This is a genomic window from Chitinispirillales bacterium, assembly GCA_031254455.1.
Taxonomy (GTDB): Bacteria; Fibrobacterota; Chitinivibrionia; order Chitinivibrionales; family Chitinivibrionaceae; genus WRFX01.
Window position 1 is genome coordinate 1 of sequence record JAIRUI010000082.1, and the last position, 23,099, is coordinate 23,099.

Annotated in this window: 25 protein-coding genes; 11 read left to right on the forward strand and 14 right to left on the reverse strand. The window is 37.6% G+C overall.

What is annotated here, in order from left to right; all coding sequences use genetic code 11:
- Both LBH98_05945 and LBH98_05950 read right to left on the reverse strand, forming a co-directional pair.
- Positions 1–1,268: hypothetical protein (locus LBH98_05945; protein ID MDR0304293.1), on the reverse strand; the 1,268-nt coding region annotated here is incomplete at its 3' end.
- 33 nt (positions 1,269–1,301) lie between these two features.
- Complete coding sequence (locus tag LBH98_05950; protein ID MDR0304294.1) at positions 1,302–1,748, reverse strand: KTSC domain-containing protein; 447 nt, start codon at positions 1,746–1,748, stop codon at positions 1,302–1,304.
- Positions 1,749–1,840: 92 nt separating this feature from the next.
- On the opposite strand from LBH98_05950, the gene LBH98_05955 reads away from it, so the two are divergent.
- Positions 1,841–2,020, forward strand: coding sequence for a hypothetical protein (locus LBH98_05955; GenBank protein MDR0304295.1), 180 nt, complete (start codon positions 1,841–1,843; stop codon positions 2,018–2,020).
- Position 2,021: 1 nt separating this feature from the next.
- Here the strand turns inward: LBH98_05955 and LBH98_05960 are convergent, their stop codons facing one another.
- The 4 genes from LBH98_05960 to LBH98_05975 are packed head-to-tail and all read right to left on the reverse strand — an operon-like array spanning position 2,022 to position 4,295.
- A complete protein-coding gene (locus tag LBH98_05960; GenBank protein MDR0304296.1) occupies positions 2,022–2,240 on the reverse strand; it encodes a hypothetical protein in 219 nt (72 codons plus the stop codon).
- A 4-nt stretch (positions 2,241–2,244) separates the two neighbouring features.
- Positions 2,245–2,448, reverse strand: a complete 204-nt coding sequence (locus LBH98_05965; GenBank protein ID MDR0304297.1) for a hypothetical protein — start codon at positions 2,446–2,448, stop codon at positions 2,245–2,247.
- A gap of 22 nt (positions 2,449–2,470) precedes the next feature.
- Complete coding sequence (locus tag LBH98_05970; protein ID MDR0304298.1) at positions 2,471–3,970, reverse strand: terminase family protein; 1,500 nt, start codon at positions 3,968–3,970, stop codon at positions 2,471–2,473.
- Positions 3,939–4,295, reverse strand: coding sequence for a hypothetical protein (locus LBH98_05975; protein MDR0304299.1), 357 nt, complete (start codon positions 4,293–4,295; stop codon positions 3,939–3,941). Before LBH98_05975 ends, LBH98_05970 begins: the two co-directional genes overlap by 32 nt.
- A gap of 72 nt (positions 4,296–4,367) precedes the next feature.
- Here LBH98_05975 and LBH98_05980 point away from each other — a divergent pair, with 72 nt between their 5' ends.
- The 3 genes from LBH98_05980 to LBH98_05990 are packed head-to-tail and all read left to right on the forward strand — an operon-like array spanning position 4,368 to position 8,501.
- Complete coding sequence (locus tag LBH98_05980) at positions 4,368–4,610, forward strand: hypothetical protein (GenBank protein MDR0304300.1); 243 nt, start codon at positions 4,368–4,370, stop codon at positions 4,608–4,610.
- 12 nt (positions 4,611–4,622) lie between these two features.
- On the forward strand, positions 4,623–6,752 hold the full coding sequence (locus tag LBH98_05985) for a hypothetical protein (protein ID MDR0304301.1): 2,130 nt from the start codon (positions 4,623–4,625) through the stop codon (positions 6,750–6,752).
- A 3-nt stretch (positions 6,753–6,755) separates the two neighbouring features.
- Positions 6,756–8,501 (forward strand): hypothetical protein, encoded by a 1,746-nt coding sequence (locus LBH98_05990; protein ID MDR0304302.1) that lies wholly within the window; start codon positions 6,756–6,758, stop codon positions 8,499–8,501.
- 19 nt (positions 8,502–8,520) lie between these two features.
- On the opposite strand, the gene LBH98_05995 is transcribed toward LBH98_05990, so the two are convergent.
- The 3 genes from LBH98_05995 to LBH98_06005 form a co-directional block, all read right to left on the reverse strand.
- The gene (locus LBH98_05995; protein MDR0304303.1) at positions 8,521–8,940 is read right to left on the reverse strand and encodes a DUF5618 family protein; all 420 of its coding nucleotides are present in this window, start codon (positions 8,938–8,940) and stop codon (positions 8,521–8,523) included.
- A 97-nt stretch (positions 8,941–9,037) separates the two neighbouring features.
- On the reverse strand, positions 9,038–10,492 hold the full coding sequence (locus LBH98_06000) for a transposase (GenBank protein MDR0304304.1): 1,455 nt from the start codon (positions 10,490–10,492) through the stop codon (positions 9,038–9,040).
- Between the two features lie 207 nt (positions 10,493–10,699).
- Positions 10,700–10,861, reverse strand: a complete 162-nt coding sequence (locus LBH98_06005; GenBank protein MDR0304305.1) for a hypothetical protein — start codon at positions 10,859–10,861, stop codon at positions 10,700–10,702.
- Between the two features lie 345 nt (positions 10,862–11,206).
- Between LBH98_06005 and LBH98_06010 the strand changes: the two genes are divergently transcribed.
- From LBH98_06010 to LBH98_06025, 4 genes are read left to right on the forward strand one after another with little or no spacing between them, the layout of a single operon-like run.
- Positions 11,207–12,151, forward strand: a complete 945-nt coding sequence (locus tag LBH98_06010; GenBank protein MDR0304306.1) for an ABC transporter ATP-binding protein — start codon at positions 11,207–11,209, stop codon at positions 12,149–12,151.
- On the forward strand, positions 12,151–12,915 hold the full coding sequence (locus LBH98_06015; GenBank protein MDR0304307.1) for an ABC transporter permease: 765 nt from the start codon (positions 12,151–12,153) through the stop codon (positions 12,913–12,915). The genes LBH98_06010 and LBH98_06015 overlap by 1 nt, the downstream gene beginning before the upstream one ends.
- Positions 12,912–13,625, forward strand: a complete 714-nt coding sequence (locus LBH98_06020; protein ID MDR0304308.1) for a hypothetical protein — start codon at positions 12,912–12,914, stop codon at positions 13,623–13,625. The genes LBH98_06015 and LBH98_06020 overlap by 4 nt, the downstream gene beginning before the upstream one ends.
- Position 13,626: 1 nt before the next feature.
- Positions 13,627–15,627: a DUF4954 family protein gene (locus tag LBH98_06025; protein MDR0304309.1), complete on the forward strand. Its 2,001-nt coding sequence runs from the start codon at positions 13,627–13,629 to the stop codon at positions 15,625–15,627.
- Here LBH98_06025 and LBH98_06030 read toward each other — a convergent pair.
- The 3 genes from LBH98_06030 to LBH98_06040 are packed head-to-tail and all read right to left on the reverse strand — an operon-like array spanning position 15,619 to position 19,008.
- The gene (locus tag LBH98_06030) at positions 15,619–16,164 is read right to left on the reverse strand and encodes an HDIG domain-containing protein (GenBank protein MDR0304310.1); all 546 of its coding nucleotides are present in this window, start codon (positions 16,162–16,164) and stop codon (positions 15,619–15,621) included. The genes LBH98_06025 and LBH98_06030 overlap by 9 nt on opposite strands.
- A complete protein-coding gene (locus tag LBH98_06035) occupies positions 16,161–17,621 on the reverse strand; it encodes an ATP-binding cassette domain-containing protein (GenBank protein MDR0304311.1) in 1,461 nt (486 codons plus the stop codon). Before LBH98_06035 ends, LBH98_06030 begins: the two co-directional genes overlap by 4 nt.
- A 10-nt stretch (positions 17,622–17,631) precedes the next feature.
- Entirely contained in the window at positions 17,632–19,008 is a 1,377-nt protein-coding gene (locus LBH98_06040; protein ID MDR0304312.1) for a leucyl aminopeptidase, read from the reverse strand.
- A 109-nt stretch (positions 19,009–19,117) separates the two neighbouring features.
- On the opposite strand from LBH98_06040, the gene LBH98_06045 reads away from it, so the two are divergent.
- From LBH98_06045 to LBH98_06055, 3 genes are read left to right on the forward strand one after another with little or no spacing between them, the layout of a single operon-like run.
- Positions 19,118–19,309: a hypothetical protein gene (locus tag LBH98_06045; protein MDR0304313.1), complete on the forward strand. Its 192-nt coding sequence runs from the start codon at positions 19,118–19,120 to the stop codon at positions 19,307–19,309.
- A gap of 51 nt (positions 19,310–19,360) precedes the next feature.
- Positions 19,361–20,518, forward strand: a complete 1,158-nt coding sequence (hflX, locus tag LBH98_06050) for a GTPase HflX (protein ID MDR0304314.1) — start codon at positions 19,361–19,363, stop codon at positions 20,516–20,518.
- A gap of 3 nt (positions 20,519–20,521) precedes the next feature.
- Positions 20,522–21,961 (forward strand): T9SS type A sorting domain-containing protein, encoded by a 1,440-nt coding sequence (locus LBH98_06055; protein MDR0304315.1) that lies wholly within the window; start codon positions 20,522–20,524, stop codon positions 21,959–21,961.
- Here LBH98_06055 and LBH98_06060 read toward each other — a convergent pair.
- Both LBH98_06060 and LBH98_06065 read right to left on the reverse strand, forming a co-directional pair.
- Entirely contained in the window at positions 21,958–22,335 is a 378-nt protein-coding gene (locus LBH98_06060) for a thioredoxin family protein (GenBank protein MDR0304316.1), read from the reverse strand. The two genes, LBH98_06055 and LBH98_06060, sit on opposite strands and share 4 nt — an antisense overlap.
- Positions 22,332–23,096, reverse strand: coding sequence for a UDP-2,3-diacylglucosamine diphosphatase (locus tag LBH98_06065; GenBank protein MDR0304317.1), 765 nt, complete (start codon positions 23,094–23,096; stop codon positions 22,332–22,334). Before LBH98_06065 ends, LBH98_06060 begins: the two co-directional genes overlap by 4 nt.
- Positions 23,097–23,099: the final 3 nt, after the last annotated feature.

Consider the following 23,099-nt stretch of genomic DNA (forward strand, 5'->3'; position numbering starts at 1 on the left):
CCAGATTTTTTCAATATGTCAATCGCGTTTGTTATTAAAATATTCGCTGCTTGTTGTTTTTTTAAATCTTTTATTGTTTCATTTGTGCTTCGTCTGTCTTTTGGATCTATAATATCATCGTTATTGTGTATTTGTGCGGGCTGAACCGTATTTGCCGTAATCTTGACGTTTTTCACTTCTCTGTCAATTTCTTCCTGAATTATCTTTTGCTGATATTGAGCCGCCGCCGTATCTTCGACAAAATCATATAAGGATTTTTTTGTTTCATAATAAACCAGGTTAAATAAAATCGGATCAATTAAACATTCTTCAAATAAATTAGGACTATATTCTATAGACATATTCAAATAAAAAAATCGAACCGTTATATTTATTACAAGCGGCTGTCCCATAGGTAAATATAAAGACATGGTTATATTTTGCGCTTCTGTAAAATCGTAATATTCGTTAAGCGATTTATCGGTTTCCACTCTTTGAACGGGCACGCCCAAACTCCCGAAAACGTTATTATTCGCCTGCAAAATAATAAAGGCGGTGAAAGCGTTCGTATAATCCGTTCCCCTGTCGGCGTTCAATAGAACGACGTTTAAATTATTGTTAGAGTCGTAATATACCGTAAACTGAGAAGACGGCGGGATAAAATCCAAATTCCAGATTCCGTCAATCGTATGTTGCGGCGTAAAATAATAATTTATGACGTTATTTGTGGATTTAGAAGCGAAAACACGCATCCCCACCAACGGATGTAATTTCGGTTGAGGGCGGGTGTAAGGATAATATTTCCTATATATATGATACGGATTAGGATTTTCGCGAGGCGATTGCGGATAATATGTTCTTTCATATTTCAAGACGATAAATTCGTTTGACGTAGTAGTGGAATAAACTGCGGTTAAGTCCTTGTCTTTCATATTGTTAAAATCCGTAATATCGTCAAAAGCTAACGAAGACGCTATTACGATAAGATTAACGTCGGCAACGTAATCGTTGTTTATATTTCTTATATCGTTCGTCCATTCGACTATCTCGTTGAACGAATATACGTAAGTTTTATTAAACGTAGTTTCACCTTCTATACTTCTTATAATCGGCATCGTCGAAATATTAAGAGGAAGCGGCGCACTGGTCGAAAGCGTATTAAATCGTCTTGATTGCATAACGGCGCGTCTTACGGCGTTATTAAGTATCATAACCCATTCGACATTATCGCGGATATAATCGCGCAAAGAAATAGGAAGCCGTTCTATTATTTGGTTGTAACTAAACATATTTTACCTCTATTTAAAGTCTTATACTAATATTTAACTCTTTCCCCCGAAATTCCAGTATGGTCGTATAACTCTTACAAAATATCCGCCTAAAGAATCGGCTGTCGCCCATTGTTCAAGCAAATCCAAAGTAAAACCCGGATAATCGTAAGTCTCACCGGAAACGAATTTTATTTGTAACATTCTTGAATCGACATCATATTCTATGTGTTCTATAACCGAACTCGGCGGAGTATGAGTGTTTATTTTTTCTATAAGATAAGCGGCTTTTGATCTGCGTTTGTCCGCTTTTGTCATATCAGAATTTTGTATCTGATTAAGTATATTGATGTTATTCTTACGTCCGCCAAAAAGCGCGACCGCGCCGCCCGCTTTGTCGTTATAAGAATAAGTCCCCTCAATTATTCTATTGTTGGCTTCAGGTCTGACGACACGATGGGTTCTTACTCCAGTTTCAATTCCCCCTACTCTATTTCTCATTACTCTTAAAATCGGAGATAACATATTTCCGCCTTTTTTATGTTTTTAATCAAATCTTGTCGTATATTTATATTTAGAGAGGTAGGTAATCTATGAAAAAAGAATTAAAAATTTATCTTATCGTTGCTTCTATAATCTTATTCGTGTTTGGGTGTTCCGTATCTATAGGAGGGTGTCCGGCTTGCGACGGGACAGGTTATTCAAAAAAAGACGGAGCTTCGATAATTTGTCCGGCTTGTAACGGAACGGGAAAAGCAAACAAACTTCCATAATTTAATATTTTTTCTTTGAGGGAATATTTATTTTAACACCCGCTTCAAAAGTTTTTCCGTCTTTGTTGAAATAAAACGGTTGCCTGTCATATAAATCTTTTACAGCATCGTTAAATTTAGCGTATTTATTTATATATTTCGTCCGCGCCGCTTCGTTTATCGCTTCCTTTGCCGTATTTAAGTAATTCTTTGTAAAATTTAATAATTCTTCGTTATCCATCCCATTACTCCTCTTCGTCTTTATTTTTAGACTTATGATAATTGTCGCTGAATCTGTCGATAGTCGTCGCACCCATAAACGCCACCAAAACCGGAATTAAAAACCCTGCGACCTGAATATACGCTTCTCTTTCCCAGACCACTATATAAGCGATAATCGAAATACAGCACACACAGATTATAAATCTTCTGGAATTTATCCATTTCATACTTTCCCTCCTTTTATAATATTTATAGACGGCTTGTAACCTTATCGCTTTGTCTGTCTCGCGTATAAGCCTTTTTGAATTTCGGAGCATAAGGCGAACTTATCGCCGGTACGGTAAAGTTTGACGTTACGAAAAACCTAAGCGCGCTTATCGGACACTCCCATTCGGGATCAAGCCTTGAAACCTTAGAAGTCACAAGCGAACTTATTTTTGTAGTTTTATATGAAAACCTTTCCATCGCCGTAATTAAGTTATTGCAGTTATCTTTAATGTGAAGATTCGGATAATATATTTCATCGTAATACAAAGCCTCGTGTATCGCTTCAAGTCCCTCATCCCAAAGCACAGAAAAAGTCGTATTTATATGCACGCCTGCGGCCGCATATTTTTCGCGTAAAGTTTCTTTTCCGTGAAGTTGCGTTCTTGGCTGAGCGATTTCTATTTTATCGGCGAATATCGAACTTAAATCTTTGAACTCTATATTATTTCTATGACACATGTTGTGCAATTCCTGCACTTGCTGGGTTATGTCCATTTGGTCTGTCGTTATTTGATTCCAGGGGCGATTGGGAAATTCGTCTATTACAAAAAATTGTCTGTCGGGATTGACGGCGATAAGCAGCCCGAAAAGGCTTTTCATTTCGTGCGGATCAAAAGAAATATAGTATTTGTATAAATTATAAGGTAATTCGTTAAATACGTGCTCCGAGCGTGAAAACGTCGTGAATATTCGTCCTGAAAGTTGTGCGAACTCTCCGTAAAGCCTCGCGTTTTTTTCCGCCGGATTGATTGCGACAAGCCTTTCTATCGCGTTTAATTGTTTTTGTGTGGCGTGCGGATTATCGTATATTGAACCTTTCATCCAGCAAACGTCGTTAAACCCTTCGTCTTTTCGACTTTCGTCATAATCAAGCAAATATGAAGCGCGGTTCGTTACCGGAGTAAAAAACAGAAACATTTTATTTGCGTTGTTTATTCCGGTAAGCCTCAACAAACATTCATGAAAAATCGCTTCTTTCATCGGTTCGTCCGAAAAAATCGCAAACAATCGCGGCCCCGCAAAAGCCGTTACGTCTTGCTCATGCGTCTTAAATAAGATATGCTGACCGTTTATAGTAATAGTCTTTTTATAATAGTTAATATCGGCTGTCGAATCCAAATCACGTAAAGTCGAATAGATAGCTCCGGACGGCTTAAAGTTGTCCGCCGTCCCGATTATCCAAAGATTCACTTCTTCGCCCGCTTCTTTTTTTCGGTCATATTCGTCAAATAAAGGAATATGAAAAGTCCTGAACTCTTTCGGATTACACATGTTTAAAATTATATTGCACATTAAATGCGTTTTTCCGAACGAATTTCCCGACGATATAAAAAACAACGTTTTATCGTCATATTCGTTTGTTATACCGTTTAATACGTTTGTTTGCGCCGGATGCGGAACCGTTTGAGTGAATTTCCAGTTTTTATGTATATAATCGTTTATAATCTGTTTATCCGTCATTTTGGGATTTTCGTATCGCATTCGCCAATTCCTCCGCCGTAAATAATCTTTTACTTTCTTCCTGATATTCCGCCGATTTGTGCAGGTATTTTAATTTTGTATTTTGCATTGAAAGCCATGTTTTCCAATCTGCACTAACCTTACACATTTCCTGAGCCGTTTCTATTTCCATTATAAGCGTTTCAAGCGGATATTTTTCGGCAATAGATAAATCGGATTGAAATATCTCGGATACTGTTTTCGCCGATTTGAGCGCGTCAAACAGAACAATATTTTTATTAGCCTGAAATTCTTTTAAGGCTTCATCGTGATTTTCATCGTTTATTTTATCGTTTTTCTTTTTCATATCTTTTACCATATAAATATTTATATAAATTCATTTTTGGGACATTTTTGGGACATTTTTGGGACATTTGGCATGCAGATAGAGAATAATACGAAACTTATAAAGCCGTCGAAAGCGGCGGCTGTTTTGGGCGTAAGCGCAAGAACCGTTCGGCGTTGGTCAAACAGCGGTATTTTGGATTGCGTTCGTAAAAACGACGCGAGAAAAACTCGTATGATAACGTTAAAAAGCGTGCTTTTGGCAAAATTGACGTCGGGGAAGGAAATAGAAAAAGGATATTGCGAATCTCTAAATTACTTACTAAATATATTATAAGGAGAAATAAATATGCGAAACAAATTAAAAACGGTAAACTACACAGATAAAGAATATAATGACAAAAATTTAGAATTGTGGGATAACGCTTCTACTCTTTTATGGTATAATTTCGGAGAGGAAATAAGACAACGCCGTTCGTTTTGGGAAAAAGATTTAAACAATCGCGCAAGAAATAGAGAAGTCTGTCAAGGAAAAATACTTGAAGAAAAGTGGGTAAGAAGTTTCAAAGACTTAGGAATTTCGACCGTGCAACGAAATCTCACTTCCACATGGATACAAAATTTAACGGACAATATAAACCGCGCGGCTTTTCACGGACATGTAAAAACGATTTTGAATCAGGAAAACGCGGTCGAAGCGGCGACGCTTGATTTATTGCTTAAGGGATTAAAAAACGATATAAGCTACGATTATTACAGGCGGGAATTGGTAAAGGTAGGACTTTCTGAAGGGTTTTTCCCGTTTTTGAAAGTGGATATCGTAGATACCGATATTTCAAACGGACGGATAAAACTTAATCTTTATCAGCCGGACGCGGTTTTGCCGTCGCAGAAACGTTATATTTCGTGCGACGACGTGGACGACATAATTTTAATAGACATAATTAAAAACAACGACTTATACGTAATGTTTGACGATAAAAAAGAAATCATAGACGATTATATGAGTATGTGGGACAACAATTATATAAATTCGGTTACAAAGCGTCAGATAATGATTTCGCGCGAAGAATTAAACAAACGCTTCGATTATCTTAAAACGTCTCCTATCGGCTCAAATTTGTCAAACAGAGATTACACGGCGTTATTTACATGGCTTAGAAAAGAGGTCGCGGACGTAAACGCCTTAATAGATTTGACTTCAAACAACGAAATTATTTTGACGCCCGAATGGACACAAGAGGATATAGACGATTTCAAAACGTTTAATCCGACTTACGAATTGGTAAAAAGAACGCGTTACGTCGTTTGGGAAACTATTATGACGGACAGAGGAATTATTTTAAGAAATAGAATGCATCCTATACAAATACCTACGACTCAGAGAGACGTAACCTTGCCGGGCGTTTGTTACGTTCCGCAATTTGTGGGAAATAAGCCGGAATGTTTTACAGACATAGTCAAAGAAGATTTGAATTTTAAAGCGATAACCGACACGCTGGGACAGGAACAAATTTTTATGTCCGGCGGAAAAACGCTTTTTGCGGAGCAAGGCGCGTTTGACGACACGACAAATAATAATACTTTAAGACAGCAGTTAACAAGCCGTATGGGAATAGTCACCTTGACCGAAGGAAGCATAAATCGTTATAAAATGGAAGAACAAAAACCGAACGAAAGCATGCTTAGATACGGAGACGAAACTTATAATCGAATAATGGAATATGCGGGAATCACTCAGGAAATTCAAGGCAAAATGCAGGCGGCGCAAAGCAATTACAGGGCGGCGATGGCGATACGTCAAAGTTTATCTTCAAAAAGTTCATACGTGCAAAGTTTGAACGTTATAGACGTAAAACTTACAAACATACTTCTTTATTTGTTTTGTATGACTACTACGGACGAAGAAGTTTATATATTGACGGACGACAGGACAAATACCGAAAAAGAGGTCGAAGTAAATAAAATAGAGCGGGACAAAGCGGGACGTATTATCAGGACGCGGGATAATTTAAGATTAGGAAAGTTTAAGTATTACGTGACTCAACAAAGCAGTTCTTCTCTTGACGACGATATAAACGAAGAAGCGGCGAATGAATTCTGGATAAATAACGGTTCGACTCTTTTGAATATGTTCCAAGAAAACCCCGAACTTGTCGCGATGTTTTTAAAAGGGAAATCGAATCCTCAATTAAAAATGGAAGGCGAAATGCTTGAAATTCAAATAGAGGCGCAAAAAAATCAGCAGGCGCAACAGGCGCAAATTCCGGGCGCGGCGCAAGAGGGGATGCAGGGACTGCAAGACGCGATTCCGCAAGGACAAATTCCCCAGGTAAATTCCGAGGGGGATAACGAAGACATCGCGGACGAATCTCAAGAAAACTCAATAAATAGTAATATAGAGCCTCAAAGTCCAAACATGTATGACGATTATATAAATAAAGAATTTGGCTTGAATCAAAAAATGATAGGAGAATAAATTATGCCGATGGGAGCTACTTTTAATAACGGTTTCGCAAACTCGGGACCTACTATGATGGGGAGTCAACAAGCCGCCGCGCAAAAAATTAAAGCAAACACGCCGCAAACTTTGCCGACGCAGGCGAATAATAAAAATCCGGGTTTATTTCAGAACGATAATAAAAACCCAAAACAGGATATAAAAAGTCCGGTCGCCGATACTATACAAAACGCAAAACCGAATCTAAAAAAAACACAGGCTCAGCAGACGGCGGCTTTTAATACGTCCGCTTCCTCTCAACAGGAAGCGTTAAATCGAAATATGGCGAATTTCGGCGCGTCTATGTCGGCGAACGCAAAAGACAAATACGCTTCTCAGGATTATGTAAATCAAACTATGGGGGCTCAACAGAATCAATTGAGAGACCAGCAATTACAGGCTTATCAGGAAATGCTTATGCAACAGGGACAGCAGGAATTAGACCTTGACAAATGGTTAAACGACGCTAAAAATGACGAATGGAATTATGTTCGTCAAATGTTTACAGACGCGGTTGAATCGGGAAACTGGGGCGCGGTTCAGGGACTTTTGGAAAATTACGGACATATACTTGGAGGAATGGACGGGGGAAAACTGTATTTAAACAGTCTGCTTGAAGAAATGGGAAGCGATTATCAAATAATTACCGATAAAATCCAAGAAGCGGAAAGCTCGTTCGATCCCAATTTGAGAAACGAAGAATATTTAAACGGTCTTTATTCGGAGCAAGACAGGCTTGAAGGTTTAATTTACGATTTGTCGAATAAAATATCTACCGGAGAATATGGAGAAAATCCTTACACTTGGGAATATGACAGGCTTGAAAAAATGAGTCCCGACGAATTTTGGAACGATCCGAAAGGCAAAGCTTTAACTAAAGCCGCGATATCAAACTATGACGATTTTATATCAAGCGGCAATCCTTACGGGAATGCGCTTGTAAACGGTATATTGTCAACCGTCAAAATGAATAACGCGGACGGACGGCCGACGGATAAAAACGTGGATAGAGCCGATATAGGTCATTTAATAGCGTTGGAAGCGAACGGGATTATTCCGGCCGGAACTTGTGCGGAAATCGGACAATTGGCGGGTTATTTAAACAATTTGGACGCGGCCGGAGTTTATCAGAAGGTAACGGCGGCGGACGGTTCGGTGCAGGAATCTACGGGAACGGATAAAGAATCAATTTTAAGCGACGCGACATTTCAGGAGTTAGCGAGAAAATACGGTCTGGGAGATATTATAGATAAATATGAAGAAGATGTGATGGCGAAGCAAGAGAAGGAGCAAGAGAGGATTGAGCAAGAGAAGATTGAGCAAGAGAAGATGAAACCCGAAAATTTAGCCAATAAAGATATTGTTTTGACAAATGACGATAAAGAAGTTAGTATAACCTACGGAGCGTTTGATTACGCCTACCAAGCGTTTAAAGATTTTAACCCAAGTATGTGGTCAGGCAACAAACGCAAAGACCAAGCGGCGCGCAACAGTATAGTAAACGCCGGAGAAGATTTTGCGCGGATTCTAAACAATAACGATTGGATACTTGATTTATTAGGATGGGACAAGCCCGCAAAAGAGGGACAGTTTACGACGGGCGGCATGAGTGATAATAAGGAAAACCGCGATACCGGCATTAGTAACCTGAAAAAGAAAATTAAAGAAGTAAACGAATTATTAAGCAAATTCACATACACAACCGGATTTTATTATGAGAATATGTAATTAGCTAAAATCAATTTTTTCACGCCGCACGTTCCGGTTTAATTTTTTCGATTATTTCGTTCGCCGATTCAAAACCCGCTTGAATTACTTTTATATTCGTAACCCCGTCGTAATAACCGGCCAAATGCAATATATTATAAACGGTATGCAGATTAGATAAAAGTTTCTTATCTAATTCGGTTATATTCGACATGTAATATTCTATAGATTTACGTTGTTTTTTGTTAGGTTTGGGGATTCCTTTTAGCGTAAGCCATGCGTCAAGGGCAAGCAAAACGCCGCTGTATGCGACGCCGCAGGCGGTGCGTACGTACTTCTTATCGCTGTAATATCTATCGTCTTTTTTAGATTTTTGTAAAGCCTCGTTTGCGTTATTCATGTAACGTACGGCTTCTTCATATTCTTTAATTAAAAAGATATTTTGCTCATGAATTGTCATTTTGAACCTCCCGAGTTCATATATAATATACCATATTTTTACTTAAATGTCAATAAATATTATTAAACCGTAACTTTTCCTAATTTTACGTAACATGTTAAGGTATAATATTCAATTTTTTCAACAACTCTCTTGTAGTTTTAGTCGTTTTCGCATCATACCATTGATTGTTGATTTTCACTTTTTTTATTTCTGTTAGAAACAAAAGCAAATCCATAGGAGAATATTTTTTGTTTAGATCATGTTTTTTGACCAAATTTAAAATCACGTAATACCATTTAAGTGCAATTAGATTAATAAACATCCATCCTTCAAGCGCCATTTCGTTTTGCATGTATGTTCTGTCGGCTTCTACAATATTTTTCAACGCATCTATCATTGTTTCTACTTCACCACGCGTTTTATAGTCGGTAAAAACTTCGGCTGCCTTTTTCCCCGTATTTTCTATTAGTGCGATTGTACCTAATTGATACTGCTTGTCGTGAAATTTATCAATACAATAGTCCAATGCGTCGTTGTTTATTCTTTTCAGATAATCACGTTGCTCACGGGTGCGCAGTTCATCATCCAAGAATACGGTTATACTCTTTTTTTCATCAACAAAAACAGAATAATGCCATATAATACGTTCTTCATGTTCAAAATATCCGTCCAAAAGGCGCTTATCACCGGTTTTTAATTTTTCATAATCTATCAAAGAGTTATTTCTATGCAAAGGAATGATAAATTTTAATTCGCTGTCTTCAAGCGCTTTAATATTACTGTTTGAGGCAAAACCCCTGTCCATTACAATAACGGCATCTTTTACACCACTCTCTTTCAAACACAATTTGAATGCGCTGACATCCTTGATGTTACCAGGCAGAAGTCTGTAATAAACCGGTGATTGACTTTTTACCGAGAAAATGCACATCAAATTTATCATGTCGTCATATGTCCCAAATTTGCTTTTACTGAATTTGGGAAGTTCCATCTCTTCGGAATAACTGAAAATATCAGTTCCATCAAACAATATGCAGTCATCGGATACATTGAACGAACGGCAAAAATCTACTATCTTTTGACGATCTTCGCCCAATTCCCTTAGAAAATAGCTCAAAGATTTGGCGGATAAATTAACATCTGAGTAAAGTTCGGACAAATAACTCATTGAATGATGATAAGCGATATTTTTCAACGCAGAACGATGAACCAGCCGTCCATATGCCAAACAAACAATACGTTGCCACGAATCAGGAAAATATTTCTTTAAAGCATTTACTGTATCACCGAACAAAGCGTTTATTGCTGATGTTATTCCATATTCTTTAACTTGAACGCTTTCTACGCGTAGTTGCTGCTTGCGTAAACGTTCCTTGTCCGACTCAATAAATCCATCAGATTCGGTTATTTTGCCCAAAAGTTTGCCGGTAATCTTTACAGTCCGCTTCTTCTGCGGATTCCATTTACTGCTTACTTCGTAAAGATAATAATTGCCACTTATAAGGCGTAATTCCGTTCCTTTACGTTTTTGGGCTAATGCCCATTGCGGATGTGGTGATGTCTTTTTCATGCATGTAATATAATATATGCCGTAATTACGTAACAAGGAAATTTGCATTTTTTGAAAAAAATCAACTTATTAGCGGATTTTTTCAAAATGTTACGTAAAACATGGAAAAGTTACGGGTTAAATTCAAGTTCTTTAACGTTATGTAACCTTTTAGTCATTACTACTACCTCATAAACGAATGTATGACATTCGTTTAGTATTTTTAAGTTAATGTTCCGTCACTTTCATTCGTGACGTTATTCCAGCCAAAGGAAAAAATTTATCTTCTTGTTTAGATGATTTTGCATCCGATGAAATTTGTTGAAATTTTTGCGGCAATCGTTCACTTGGTTGACTATCGTCTAATTTTTTTTGGTTTATCGCTGGCATCTTTTTATGCCTCTTCCGTTAAAAGTGTTTATAATCCTCTATATAACACATTTTTAAGACCTGCAACCATGTTCATTATTCTGGATAATATTAAATATAAGACAAGAACGTTTATTTTTCAGAAAAAAAGCATTTTTATACAAATTTAGATGATAAAACATTTACAGGAGTTATAAGATGGCTGTTGCACAATATGATATTTTGAACCAAGCCCCATTAAGTTTTTTTGTTCAGATTTGACAATAACGCCCAATAATTTTCAAGAAAATAAAAGATTCGAGACTTTTTATTTGTTTTCACTATTATCCGAAAAGTATATTTTTTGAATATTCAAAAGGAAGTGTAATGGAACAGAATGCGGCGGAACTCAAAAACGTAACGAAAATATTTAACGAAGCGCTTGAAGAAAAAGCAAAAATCGCTGTAAACGATTTGTCGTTTTCGGTTAAAAGCGGCGTAATTACCGGATTTATCGGTCCAAACGGCGCAGGGAAAACCACGTCGATAAAGATGATTCTGGGGCTCGTAAAACCTACAAAAGGCGGCGTATCGCTTATGGGAATCCCGTCAAACGCCCCAAGAGCTCGTCAAAATGTGTCGTTTGTTTCCGAACAACCGTATTTTTACGAACATTTGACAGCCTATGAAACGCTGAAATTTATCTGCGACCTCAAACGCGTTCCCAAAAACTGTATCGACAAGGAGATTTTGCGGGTTTTGGAAATCGTCGAAATGTGGCAAAACGCAAAACGTCGAGTAAAATCATTTTCGAAAGGAATGCAACAGCGGCTAAATATGGCGCAGGCGCTTATAGGAAATCCGAAATTGATAATTATGGACGAGCCGATGAGCGGGATGGATCCTCTTGGACGGCGGCTTTTTAGAGATATTTTCAAAACCCTTTCGGATCAAGGAACTACGATATTTTTTTCTACGCATATAGTTGAGGATATAGAAGCGCTTTGCGATGAAATTATCGTTTTGTCGGACGGGAAATTACATCTACAGGGTTCGGTGGACGATCTGGTAAATTCAACGACGTTAGGAGTCGAATACAGATTTGAGAATTTAAACGCAAACGTTCTTGATTTTTTACAAAAATCGGTAAAAAACGCAAATATTTCAGATAAAAAAGAAAATTTCTACTCGTTTATTTTGAAAGACAAGGACGATTTACAAAATTTCAATTTGTCGATTTGCCAAAACAAAATAATGCCGTCTTCAATTGTGCCGATACGCAGTTCTCTTGAAGAGATTTTATATTCGAGTCACACAAAAGGAGAAAAATAATGGACATAATTTTTACTATAGCAAGTAATACTTTTCGCGAAACAATCCGCAACAAAGTACTTTACAATATTCTGCTTTTTGTAGGAATAATTATAACTTTATCGGTAAGTTTCGGCGAATGGTCTGTTTTTGCCAGAGTACAAGTTATGAACGATTTCGGTCTTGCCGCGATGTCTTTAAGCGGGTTACTTTTGGCGGTTTTCATAGGAAGTTCGCTTTTGGGGAAAGAAATCGGCGGAAAAACAATTTATTTGACGGCGACCAAGCCCATAAATCGCGGATATATAATTGTCGGAAAATTTTTGGGAGTTTATTTGACGCTTTTTTTGAATTTTTTAATTATGTCGGCGATTTTTGCGATTTCGCTTGCGGTTTCCGGCGGTGAAATTACCGCTATGCACACAAAAGCGTTAACTTTGCTGATAGTTGAATTGGGAATAATTTTGTCGTTTTCACTGCTTTTTTCGGTACTTTCATCGCCTACGCTCGCGGCGATTTTTACTATAGGATTTTACATAATCGGACATTTTAACGATTTGGTCGGTCTTGCCGATTTGGAAAATAGAGCGTGGCTTGTTCCGTTTCTAAAAGCGTTTAATTTAATTATGCCGAATCTTGAGTATTTCAATATTCGGGCGGCGGTTGTTCAGGAAAATTCCATTGGTTTGGCTTACGTAGTTTTTGCGGTAATTTACGGAATTTTATATATAGCGATTGCAACAATTTTAGCGTCGGTGGCGTTTGAGAAAAAGGATTTGTCTTGAGAATAATTACAATTATTGTAATTATTGCGATTTTATGGGTTGGAATATATTTGTCGTCTATTCCGCTCTCCGCCGAGAAATCAAAGGATTTTTGGGTAAAAGAACGGGCGACGGCTGTGATAAGTTCTCCCGAGATAATTCCTTATTTACTTGGGTTTGAAACGGTTTTCGCCGATTATTTGTGGATAAAAACCATTCTTTATACCGGAGAAAATATGACAGGCGATAACAACGGCGAATGGCTTAGATCTATGATAGAAGCTGTAAACATGCTAAATCCGCCGTTTTATCCGTCATACGAATTTGCGGCGCTTATGCTTCCGAACATAACAGACGACTGGGAAGCGTCGCGCTTGATTTTGGAAAACGGGATTCCACACGTGAGCGGTTCAAAAGAACGTTTTATGTATTTTTATTTAGGCTGGATTTATTACACGCGTTATCGAGATTACGAGCGGGCTGCGGACTTATTTGCGTATTCGGCGAAATATTCACAATCGCCGGCGCATTGGGCTAGATTATCGGCGACCGCGTTGAGTAACGCCGGAAAAACACGGCAGGCGATAGAATTTTTGCAAGACTTGTATGAATCGTCGGATGACCCGCAGGTAAGAAAGAAATTACTTGAAAAAATAAATTTGCTTTACGAAGAAAATAGAAACGGCTTGTCGTTTCAAAAGTCAAACGATTTTTTACAGGAAGATAAGTGAAATGAATTACAGAAATTTGACCGGAGAAGAGATAAACATTCTTGAAAATCAGGGGTGTTTTTGTGAGAATTGGCAAGACGTGGAAGTTGTACAAAATTTTAGTGCAAGATTTTGCCGAAACGTACATTTTTCTGGAAAAGTAAAAATTGGCGAAACAGATAAAAAAGTACAGGTTTCATCAGTTGAAAAACAATGCGGAATTTATAATGCTTACATCCATAATTGTACAATAGGGGACAGGGTTTATATTTCAAATATCGGTACGCACATCGCCAACTATGAAATCGGCGACGATACCGTTATAGAGAATACCGGCACGATTGAAATTCGCGAAAAAACTTCTTTCGGAAATGGAACAAGAGTTTCGGTACTCAATGAAACAGGAGGACGCAGTATTCCGATTTTTACGGGAATGTCAGCTCAATTCGCGTATTTTTTGACTTTTTATCGGCATAATAAAAATTTAATTTGCAAATTGGAAGAAATCGCCGAAAACGTAAAAAAATTGATTGAAAGCGATACCGGAAAAATTGGTCGCGGTGTTAAAATTTTAAATTCCGGAACGATTACCGATTGTAATATCGGTGACGCAACGCAAATTTTGAATTCCGCACGGCTTCACAACGGAAATATCGCAAGCAGCTTTTCGGCTCCGATTCGCATCGGAACGGGCGTAATCGCCGATCACTTTTTGATTCACGAAGGTTCGTCTCTTTTGGATAGAACTACTATTTCACATTGTTTTATTGGAGAAGGTTGTGACTTATCGCGCGAATTTTCTGCGGAACATTCTTTGTTTTTTGCCAATTTCGTCGGGCATCACGGTGAAGCATCCTCAATTTTTGCCGGTCCGTACACCGTTACATACCATAAATCGTCGCTTTTGATTTCCGGATATTTTTTGTTCAGCAACGCGGGAAGCGGTTCTAATCAGAGCAATCATTTGTACAAAATGGGTCCGGTTCACCAAGGGATATTTGAAAGAGGTACAAAAACTTCGTCAAATTCTTATATTTTATATCCTGCGAGAATAGGACCTTTTACGCTAGTTTTAGGGAGGCATGTCAGCCATTGCGACACGAAAAATATGCCGTATTCTTATTTGGTTGAGCAATCGGGCTACAGCGTTTTGATCCCTGGAACGAATATAATGAAAATGGGAACAATTCGTGATGCGGACAAATGGAAAATACGAGATAAGCGAAAAGGGAAAGCGCTTGACCTTATAAATTACAATTTACTTAATCCGTTTTCGGTTTCAAAAATGATTGAAGGAAAAAGAATTTTGTACAATATGAAAATAAGTAATTCAAAGGAATTTCTAAACGGATTTAACGGACAAATTTACAAATTTAACGGAACTATAATTCCGCAAGACGCGCTTGTAAACGGAATTCACTATTACAGTTTGGGAATCGTAAAGTATTTGGGAAACGTTTTTGTGAACAAATTGCTTAAATGTCAAATAAACAGCGCTAACGATTTGCAAAAAATTTTGTCTCCACAAAAAATCATCGAAGCCGCTGTTTGGTTTGATATTGCCGGCTGCATAATTCCAAAAAATTTTGCCGATGAATTTAGTAGGAATATTGAAAGCGGCAAAATAAATTCGGTTGAAAAATTTGATTCGGCTTTCAAAGAAATGCATAGTAAATATGACGATATTTCGTGGGAATGGTGCGTTTCTGAGATTGGAAAATATTACGAAAAACAGATGAAAAATATGACAAAAAATGATTTTCTCGTATTTCTGGACGAGTGGTTTATGGCGATAAAAGAATTGGACAAATGTTTTATAGACGATGCAAAAAAAGAGTATTCTGAAACGATGAAAATCGGTTTTGGTATTGATGGAAGCGAAAAAACGGCTGACGGTGATTTTGAAGAAGTTCGCGGAGAGTTTGACAAAAACGAATTTGTGAGAAAAATAGGCGTACATTTGGAAAAAAAGAGAGCGCTTTACGAAAAAGCGAAAGAAATCATTAAGACTTTTCTAAATTGAAAATTTTTTATGCCATTTCTCAAAAATTTCATAAGAATCGTCTCCGTAACGTTTTACATCGTGTATGACTTCTTCGATGGTTTTGGGGATAGTTAAGGTTTTAGGGCGTTTGGAGAAAAATAAATCGGCATAAGAAATTATTTCTTCTTCAAGCGTTGCTGGAATCATATCTATTGGAGGCAGCGGCAGTTTGTTCTTTATAATATGATTTGCGGAAATTCCAACCCCTATATGAGTCTGCGCGACAGATGCTTCGCGAATATATCCGTGTTCTTCAAGCAGTTTTTTCCCAAGAATTCCGTGTTGAATATAAGGCGCAGAGCCTTTGCAGTGGATTTTCGGTACGTTTGTCATTAAAATTGCTATGTCGTGCAAAAGCGAAGCGCGATGAACAAAATCGACATCGGCTTTTTGTTCCTTGGCGATTTTTACGGCTAAATCTGCAACGCTTTTTATATGCGGAATTAAAAAAAACAAAATTTCTTTATCGTTTTTGTAAATTTCGTCTATAAAGTCAAAAATTTCTTTGTCACTCAATTTATCCTCTTTTCGATGATATCGTATCCATTTTTCGACTGAACAAATTCCAATCGGTTTTTTATGTTTTTTATTACATCTTCTTCATGATGACTTACAAAAAGTACGCTCGTTGTGTTTGACGACGCAAGAATTTCTACCAGATTCAATACCAATTCTCGATTAAACGGGTCAAGACCAAAGCACGGTTCGTCTAAAATCAAAATAGGCGGATGTTTCACCATGGCGCGCAAAATTAAAAGTAAGCGCTGCTCACCGTAAGATAAATTTGCAAAAGATTCTTTTGCCGCGTTTTTCATTGCCGCAAGTTCTAACCAGCGATTTGCCGCGTGAATTTCACTTAAACTCGGTTTTTTGTAAATTCCTATCGTATCGTGAAATCCTGAAATTATTACGTTCAACGCCGAAATCGAAACCCTATAATCTCTGTGAAAAAGTGTAGAGACTATTCCGACATTTTTTTTAATTTCCCAAATTGTCTCGCCTTGTCCGCGTTTTTTGCCGAAAAGTTCGATATCGTTAGCAAACGATTGTGGGTTATCGCCGCTAATAATTGAAAGCAAAGTGGATTTTCCACAGCCGTTCGGACCGAAAATGTACCAATGTTCGCCTCTTTTCAACGTCCAATTCAGGTTATCAAGTACTATTTTTTCACCATATTTTATGCATACATTTTTCAAAACAGCGTAATTTTCGTATAAAATTGGAGAATCTTGAGTGATTTTTTGTGGAATTTCTTGAATTTTTTCGTTTTGAAAATGCAATAAACGTTGAAATTTTTTGGATTTCTCGACAATTTCTCTTTTTCCGGCTACTAAAAACGAACGCTCTTTTTCGATAAACGCTAAATGTGAGGCGCAGGCGGGAATTTCTTGAATTCTGTTCAGAAACATGATTACAGCGACTTTTTTATCTATAAAATTTTCTATTATTTGCAAAAGTTCGCCGCAACTTTTTGTATCAAGTCCGTCAAACGGTTCGTCCAAAACCAGAATATCGGGATTTTCACAAAGCGCGGCGATTATAAGAATTTTTGCAAGTTCTCCTGTCGATAAATGGCGAATCGATGTATTTCTTGTATGAAAAATATTGAATTTTTGCATAAATTCGTCCAAAATTCGCAAATTTGAGATTTTAAAAAAATCGCAAACCTTTTGTCCGGGTGATAAAAAGTTACTTTCAGAAATATAAGCGTCGTCTTGGCGGTCGTTTTCTATAGTTTCGTTTATTTTTTCAAACGAAACTAAAACGCTTCTGCCGAAACTTTTAACTTTTCCGCAAAAATCAATTTTTTTGCCGCCAAGAATTTGTGCAAATTGTGATTTTCCCGCGCCGTTTTGTCCAAGTATTACCCACGTTTCACCTCGTTTCAGCAAAAAATTTGGGATTTTTAAACAACTTTTGCGGTTTACGATAGTTAAATCTTGGCATAAAAAAAGAATTTTATCCGTTTTCATTCGACTTTTGTTAATTTGAGATAAAATCCCACAATAGACGAACGCCAAAACCGGTAGCGTATTTCGGATTTATTCCTTTTGCCGAACTTTCGTTCCAAGCAGTTCCTGCAATATCCAAGTGACACCATGGAGTGTGTCCGGCGAAAAATTCAAGAAAAGCCGCCGCCGTAATCGAACTTGCACAGCGTTTTATCGTGGAAGTGTTTAAAACATCGGCAATGTCACTTTTTATCGCTTCGCGATGTTCCGGTCGAATAGGCATTTTCCACAGCCGCTCACCTGTTTTTTCGCCGGAATTAAACAATTTTTGCGCTAATTCGTCGTTATTTGAAAACATTCCTGCGATGGTGTTACCTAAAGCAATTACTATTGCGCCGGTAAGAGTAGCAATGTCAACAATTTCTTTAGGTTTGTAATTTTTTAATACGTATTCAAAAGCGTCTGCTAAAATTAAACGTCCTTCAGCGTCTGTGTTTAGCACTTCAACAAATTTTCCCGAGTAACTTTTATATACATCGCCTACAAAATACGCGTCTTTTCCGATTGCGCTTTGAGCGGCCGGAATAACAGCCAAAAAGTTTACTTTTGGGTTTATTTTGGATGCCGCTTTCAGAACCCCCAAAACTGCCGCCGCTCCACTCATATCGTGTCTCATGTCTTCAATAGAACCGGATGGTTTAAGATTCAATCCGCCGCTGTCGAATGTCAATCCTTTTCCTGCCAACGCACAAAATTCTTCACTGTTTTCGTTTCCTTTATATGAAACCACTATAAGACGCGGGAAAGTCGCCGATCCTTTTCCTACCGCCCACAAGAGCCCAAGCCCTTTCTCTTGAATTTCTTTTTCGTCAAGAATTTCGATTTTCATATTTTTGTTGGATTTTGCGACGATCTTGGCTTCGTTCGCCAAAAATTCGGGAGTAATTACTACGGCGTTTTCATTAATCAAATCGCGAGCGTAATTCACTGATTCCGCAATGATTTTTACCTGTTCCAATTTATCCCAGTTCAAATTTTCCGCATATAAATTTATATGAAGATTTTCGATTTTGGTCGGTTTTTTCGATAAATATTTGTCAAAAGAGTAATTCGCCAATACAACGGATTCTACGGCAAATTCGGCAAAATCTTGGCTGTTTTGCGGTAGAATTATCTCTACGCTTGTTTTTTTTAGTTTCTTAATTCTGCGGACTGCTTCCGCTGCCGAATCGGCAAATGTTAATAAATTATCTTTTTCTTTTCCAAGTCCTGAATAAACGACTAAATTTCCGTCTTCATATCTTTCGGCGATAGTCATTGCTTCTCCGTTAAAATCGACAATTTTTTTTTCGTCTTCGTATACGAATTTAATGACAGCTGCCGGATTTTTTTCTTTTAGTAAATTCATTTTGCCCCTTTGTCTTTTTTATATAAAAATACTTTTTTTATGTAAAAATACTTTTTTTGAAAGGAAGAAAATATATATTATATATAAAATATTATCGCTTTGGGGGAAAATGAGCAATTACTATCTTATAAGCGGATTCGTTTTGATAATGCTTTTCGTTTTGTTTCAAGTTTTGAGCAAAACTCTGAATTCCATAATAAATTATCTTCTGCGAATAGAATTTCTACTGCAAACCGAATACGATTATCGACGAGAAGAATTGGATGTTCAAACAATTTTGGATTTGGACGACTTCTCTTAGTTTTAGAATTATTGCCGTATTTTCATTTTTGAATCGTTAAAAAGGGAAAAAATGTCTGATAAGACGCCTAAAATTGAAAAAACAGTACTTGCGGGGCTTCATATTTCGCAAACGCCGAAAGATATTTTTGACGAGGATTTGGCTGAAATGGAATTGCTCTGCACCACTGCCGGAGCGCAAGTAGTTCAAACAATCGTTCAAAAAACTCAAAAGCCGCTCGCTTCAACATATTTTGGGAGCGGGAAATTAAAAGAAATCAAGCAAGTTATGGAAGAAAACGACTGTGAAACTCTTGTGATTGACGCGGAACTTCGCCCGAGCCAAATACAAAATATAGAGGAAATTGTCGAAAAAAAAATAATCGACAGGAGTCAGTTGATTTTGGATATTTTTTCACTTCACGCACGTACGGCGGAAGCAAAAATTCAGGTAGAATTAGCGCAACTTGAAACATTGTATCCGCGTCTTACCAATATGTGGGCGCATTTGTCAAGAATGCACGCGGGAGTTGGAACACGCGGACCAGGAGAAACGCAGTTAGAGACAGACAGACGCATAGTTCAAAAAAAAATTTCACAACTTAAAGACCGATTGAAAAAAATTGAAAAAATCCGCCAAACACAGAGCAAATTGCGGGAAAGTACTTTTTTATGCGCGTTGGTCGGTTACACAAATGTCGGTAAAAGTACACTTCTCAACATGATTTGCGGAAGCGACGTATTGGTTGAAAATAAACTTTTTGCGACTTTGGATACAAGCACTCGAAGAACGCACATTGTCGGCGCAGGCGATATTGTTATGAGTGACACTGTCGGATTTTTGCGAAAGCTTCCGCACCATTTGGTCGCTTCTTTCAGAAGCACGCTTGAAACGCTCGTAGAGGCTGATTTGCTTTTAATTGTTATGGATGCCTCTACAAAATGGTATAAACAGCAAATGCAAGTCGTGCGTGAAGTAATTGCCGATTTGGGGGCGGGAAACAAACCGGTTGTGATAATTTTCAATAAAGAGGACTTGCTTGAAAATCCGTTTGACAGAATAGAAATTGAAAAAGAATATCCAAATGCGAAATTCGTTTCTGCGCTCGACAAAAAATCGACAAACGAATTAAAAGCCGCTATAGGCGAGGCAATACTTTCGGTTAAGCGGGTGATTTTGACACAAGAAGCGATTAAGCAAAAACAAAAACCTAAAATAATTGCAGGGTAATTTATGGAGAAATTTCCATTTGTTTTTATCGTTTTGCTTTTTTGCATAAATTCTTTCTGTGCGGAAAAATACGCCGGATACAAACTCGTCGGATACATTCCGACGTGGAACAGCGGACTTAACGGCGACCCGTCATGTACGAACGAGCGGGAAATAAACAAAATCGACTTTTCAAAAATCACGCATGCAATTGTCGCTTTCATAAATTCCGACGCGAACGGGAATTTAACAATTCCAGAAGATTTGACCGCTTCCCCGTGGTCACACGAACAAGCGGCGGACACTATAATCGCCCGTTCAAAACGAAACGGCGTAAAAGTTTTCATTTCGCTTGGCTCGTCGCAAGACGGCTGGGAAATGACAAAATCACCAACGGCAAGAACAAATTTCTCAAAACAGATAAAACAGTATTTAATTTCTCATAACTTTGACGGCTTAGACCTGGATTTGGAAGGCGGCTGGGATGTCGAGCATCCGTTTTACAGCGAAGAATACACTCTTTTGACGAAAGAACTGCGTGATACTTTGGGCAACGATTTTTATTTAACTTCCGCAGTAGGAGCGACAAACGATCAACTCTGGACTGATAATTTTTTGTCTGCTTTAGATTGGATAAACATTATGATTTACGACTTGCATATGTGGTGGCGTGGCGATATTCGCAACGATTCCGGTTTTGACGATCAACTTGAAGCCGCTAATACTTGGAGCAAACGTTTGCCGAAAGAAAAGTTGGTTTTCGGAGCGCCGTTTTATGGCCACGGATGGGATTTCGACAACAATAAAAGATACTATTACGATATAAATTGGTGGCATGCGAAAAATATCACGGATTCTTCTCAATGGAATTGGTATCAAAACGATTATCTTATTTATTTCATTTTGGATTCCCTGTTTGATTTGTCGCCAGAACAAGATTCGATTATCGTAACCCAAAACGACAAACTTTGGATTGATATTGAAAATACTTATATGGGCTTTCGCGGCGCACATAACGGAATAATTTATTTCAACGGACAAAATTTATTGAAGAAAAAAGCGAAATGGGCGATAGACGGCGGCTACGGCGGAATTATGATTTGGGAATTGGGGCTTGACGTTCCTACGTCACACCCGCACTCATTGCTTAACGCACTTGCCGAACAATTTTACGAATCTACGAAAAATATTCATTCGACGATAAGCGCAAAAGTAGTAAAAACAGCAAAACCCGATTTCTTGTTTTCATTGCAAAACAGGACGCTTAGAATTTTTCTTTCAAATGTGAATCCCGCCAAAATAACAGTTTCCGACTGTAAAGGACGGATCCTTTTTTCGCAGACGGCAAGCGCGAAAGAGGTTTTTGTCGCATTAAACAAAAAGCATTTTGCCGACGGAATTTATCTTTTGAACGTCTCACAAAACGGCGCGGTTAAATCGACTAACTTCCTGCTAAAAAACTAATTCTTTTCCAAATAATCAATGATTTTAACGTAATATTCTTTCTGGTAAAGTCCAACGGTTTTGCCCAAAAATTCGTTGTTTTTGAAATACACGACAAGCGGAATGTTCGTAGCGCTGAATGCTGCCGCAATTTCGCGGTTTTTTTCTATATCTATTCTGTAAAACTGCACATTTTTTTTCTCGTCGGAAATCGTCAATAGAATCGGTTCAAGCATTTTACATGGCTTACACCAGTCGGCGTACATATCAAAAACCATCAATTTATTCGGCTGTTTCAGTACGTTTTGAAAAACGTCCGTTGATTTAATTTCAACAATTTCAGCAAAAATTTGGATTACAGTAACTATAATTATTGTAATTATTTTTATGTTCATATCTCCACTTCCTCTAAAACGGCGTCGCTTTCAAGGTCGCCGAAAAATTCTTTCAGAAATATCTTATTTTCATCGATTAAAACGTAAGTCGGCTTTTCAAACCAAACGCCGCTGTTTGCATAAATTTTTGAATTTATTCGAACCAAATCACAAATATGCGAGTGCCCCATTATTAAAATATCGTAATTTTTTTTGTTAGAAAAATCCGCGGCATACTTTCGATATCTTTCTTTTCGTTCAAAAGATGTGACAGATTTTTTGTTTTTTTTTCGGCTTAATTTGCTGACGCTTTGTGCTAAGCTGATGGAGAATGTCGGATGAATGCTTTTGTATAAGGATTGCAGAATCTTATTTCTAAAAACCGATTTCATTACGTTGTAAGCCGGATCTTCAAAAATTTCATCGCCATGTAAACAACATACTTTTTTTTCGGCTATTTCAAATTCAAACATGTCGTTAATACTTTCAATTCCAAGTTTTTTCAAGAAGTCTCCATACATAAAATCATGATTCCCGCGAACAATAAATATCTTTATTCCATGTTTTTTTGCATTGATGAAAATAGAATAAATTTTAGCGAAATCGGCGCGAACCGTGTATCTATGTTCAATCCAGAAATCAAAAAGGTCGCCGAGAATATATAAATTAGAACCGTACGGAAGCGAAGAACAAAACCTGTCAAACAGCGATGTTGAAATCCCGTCGTCTATTATATTTGAACCGAAATGAAAATCTGAAACAAAAAATTTCAGTTCGGACATTTA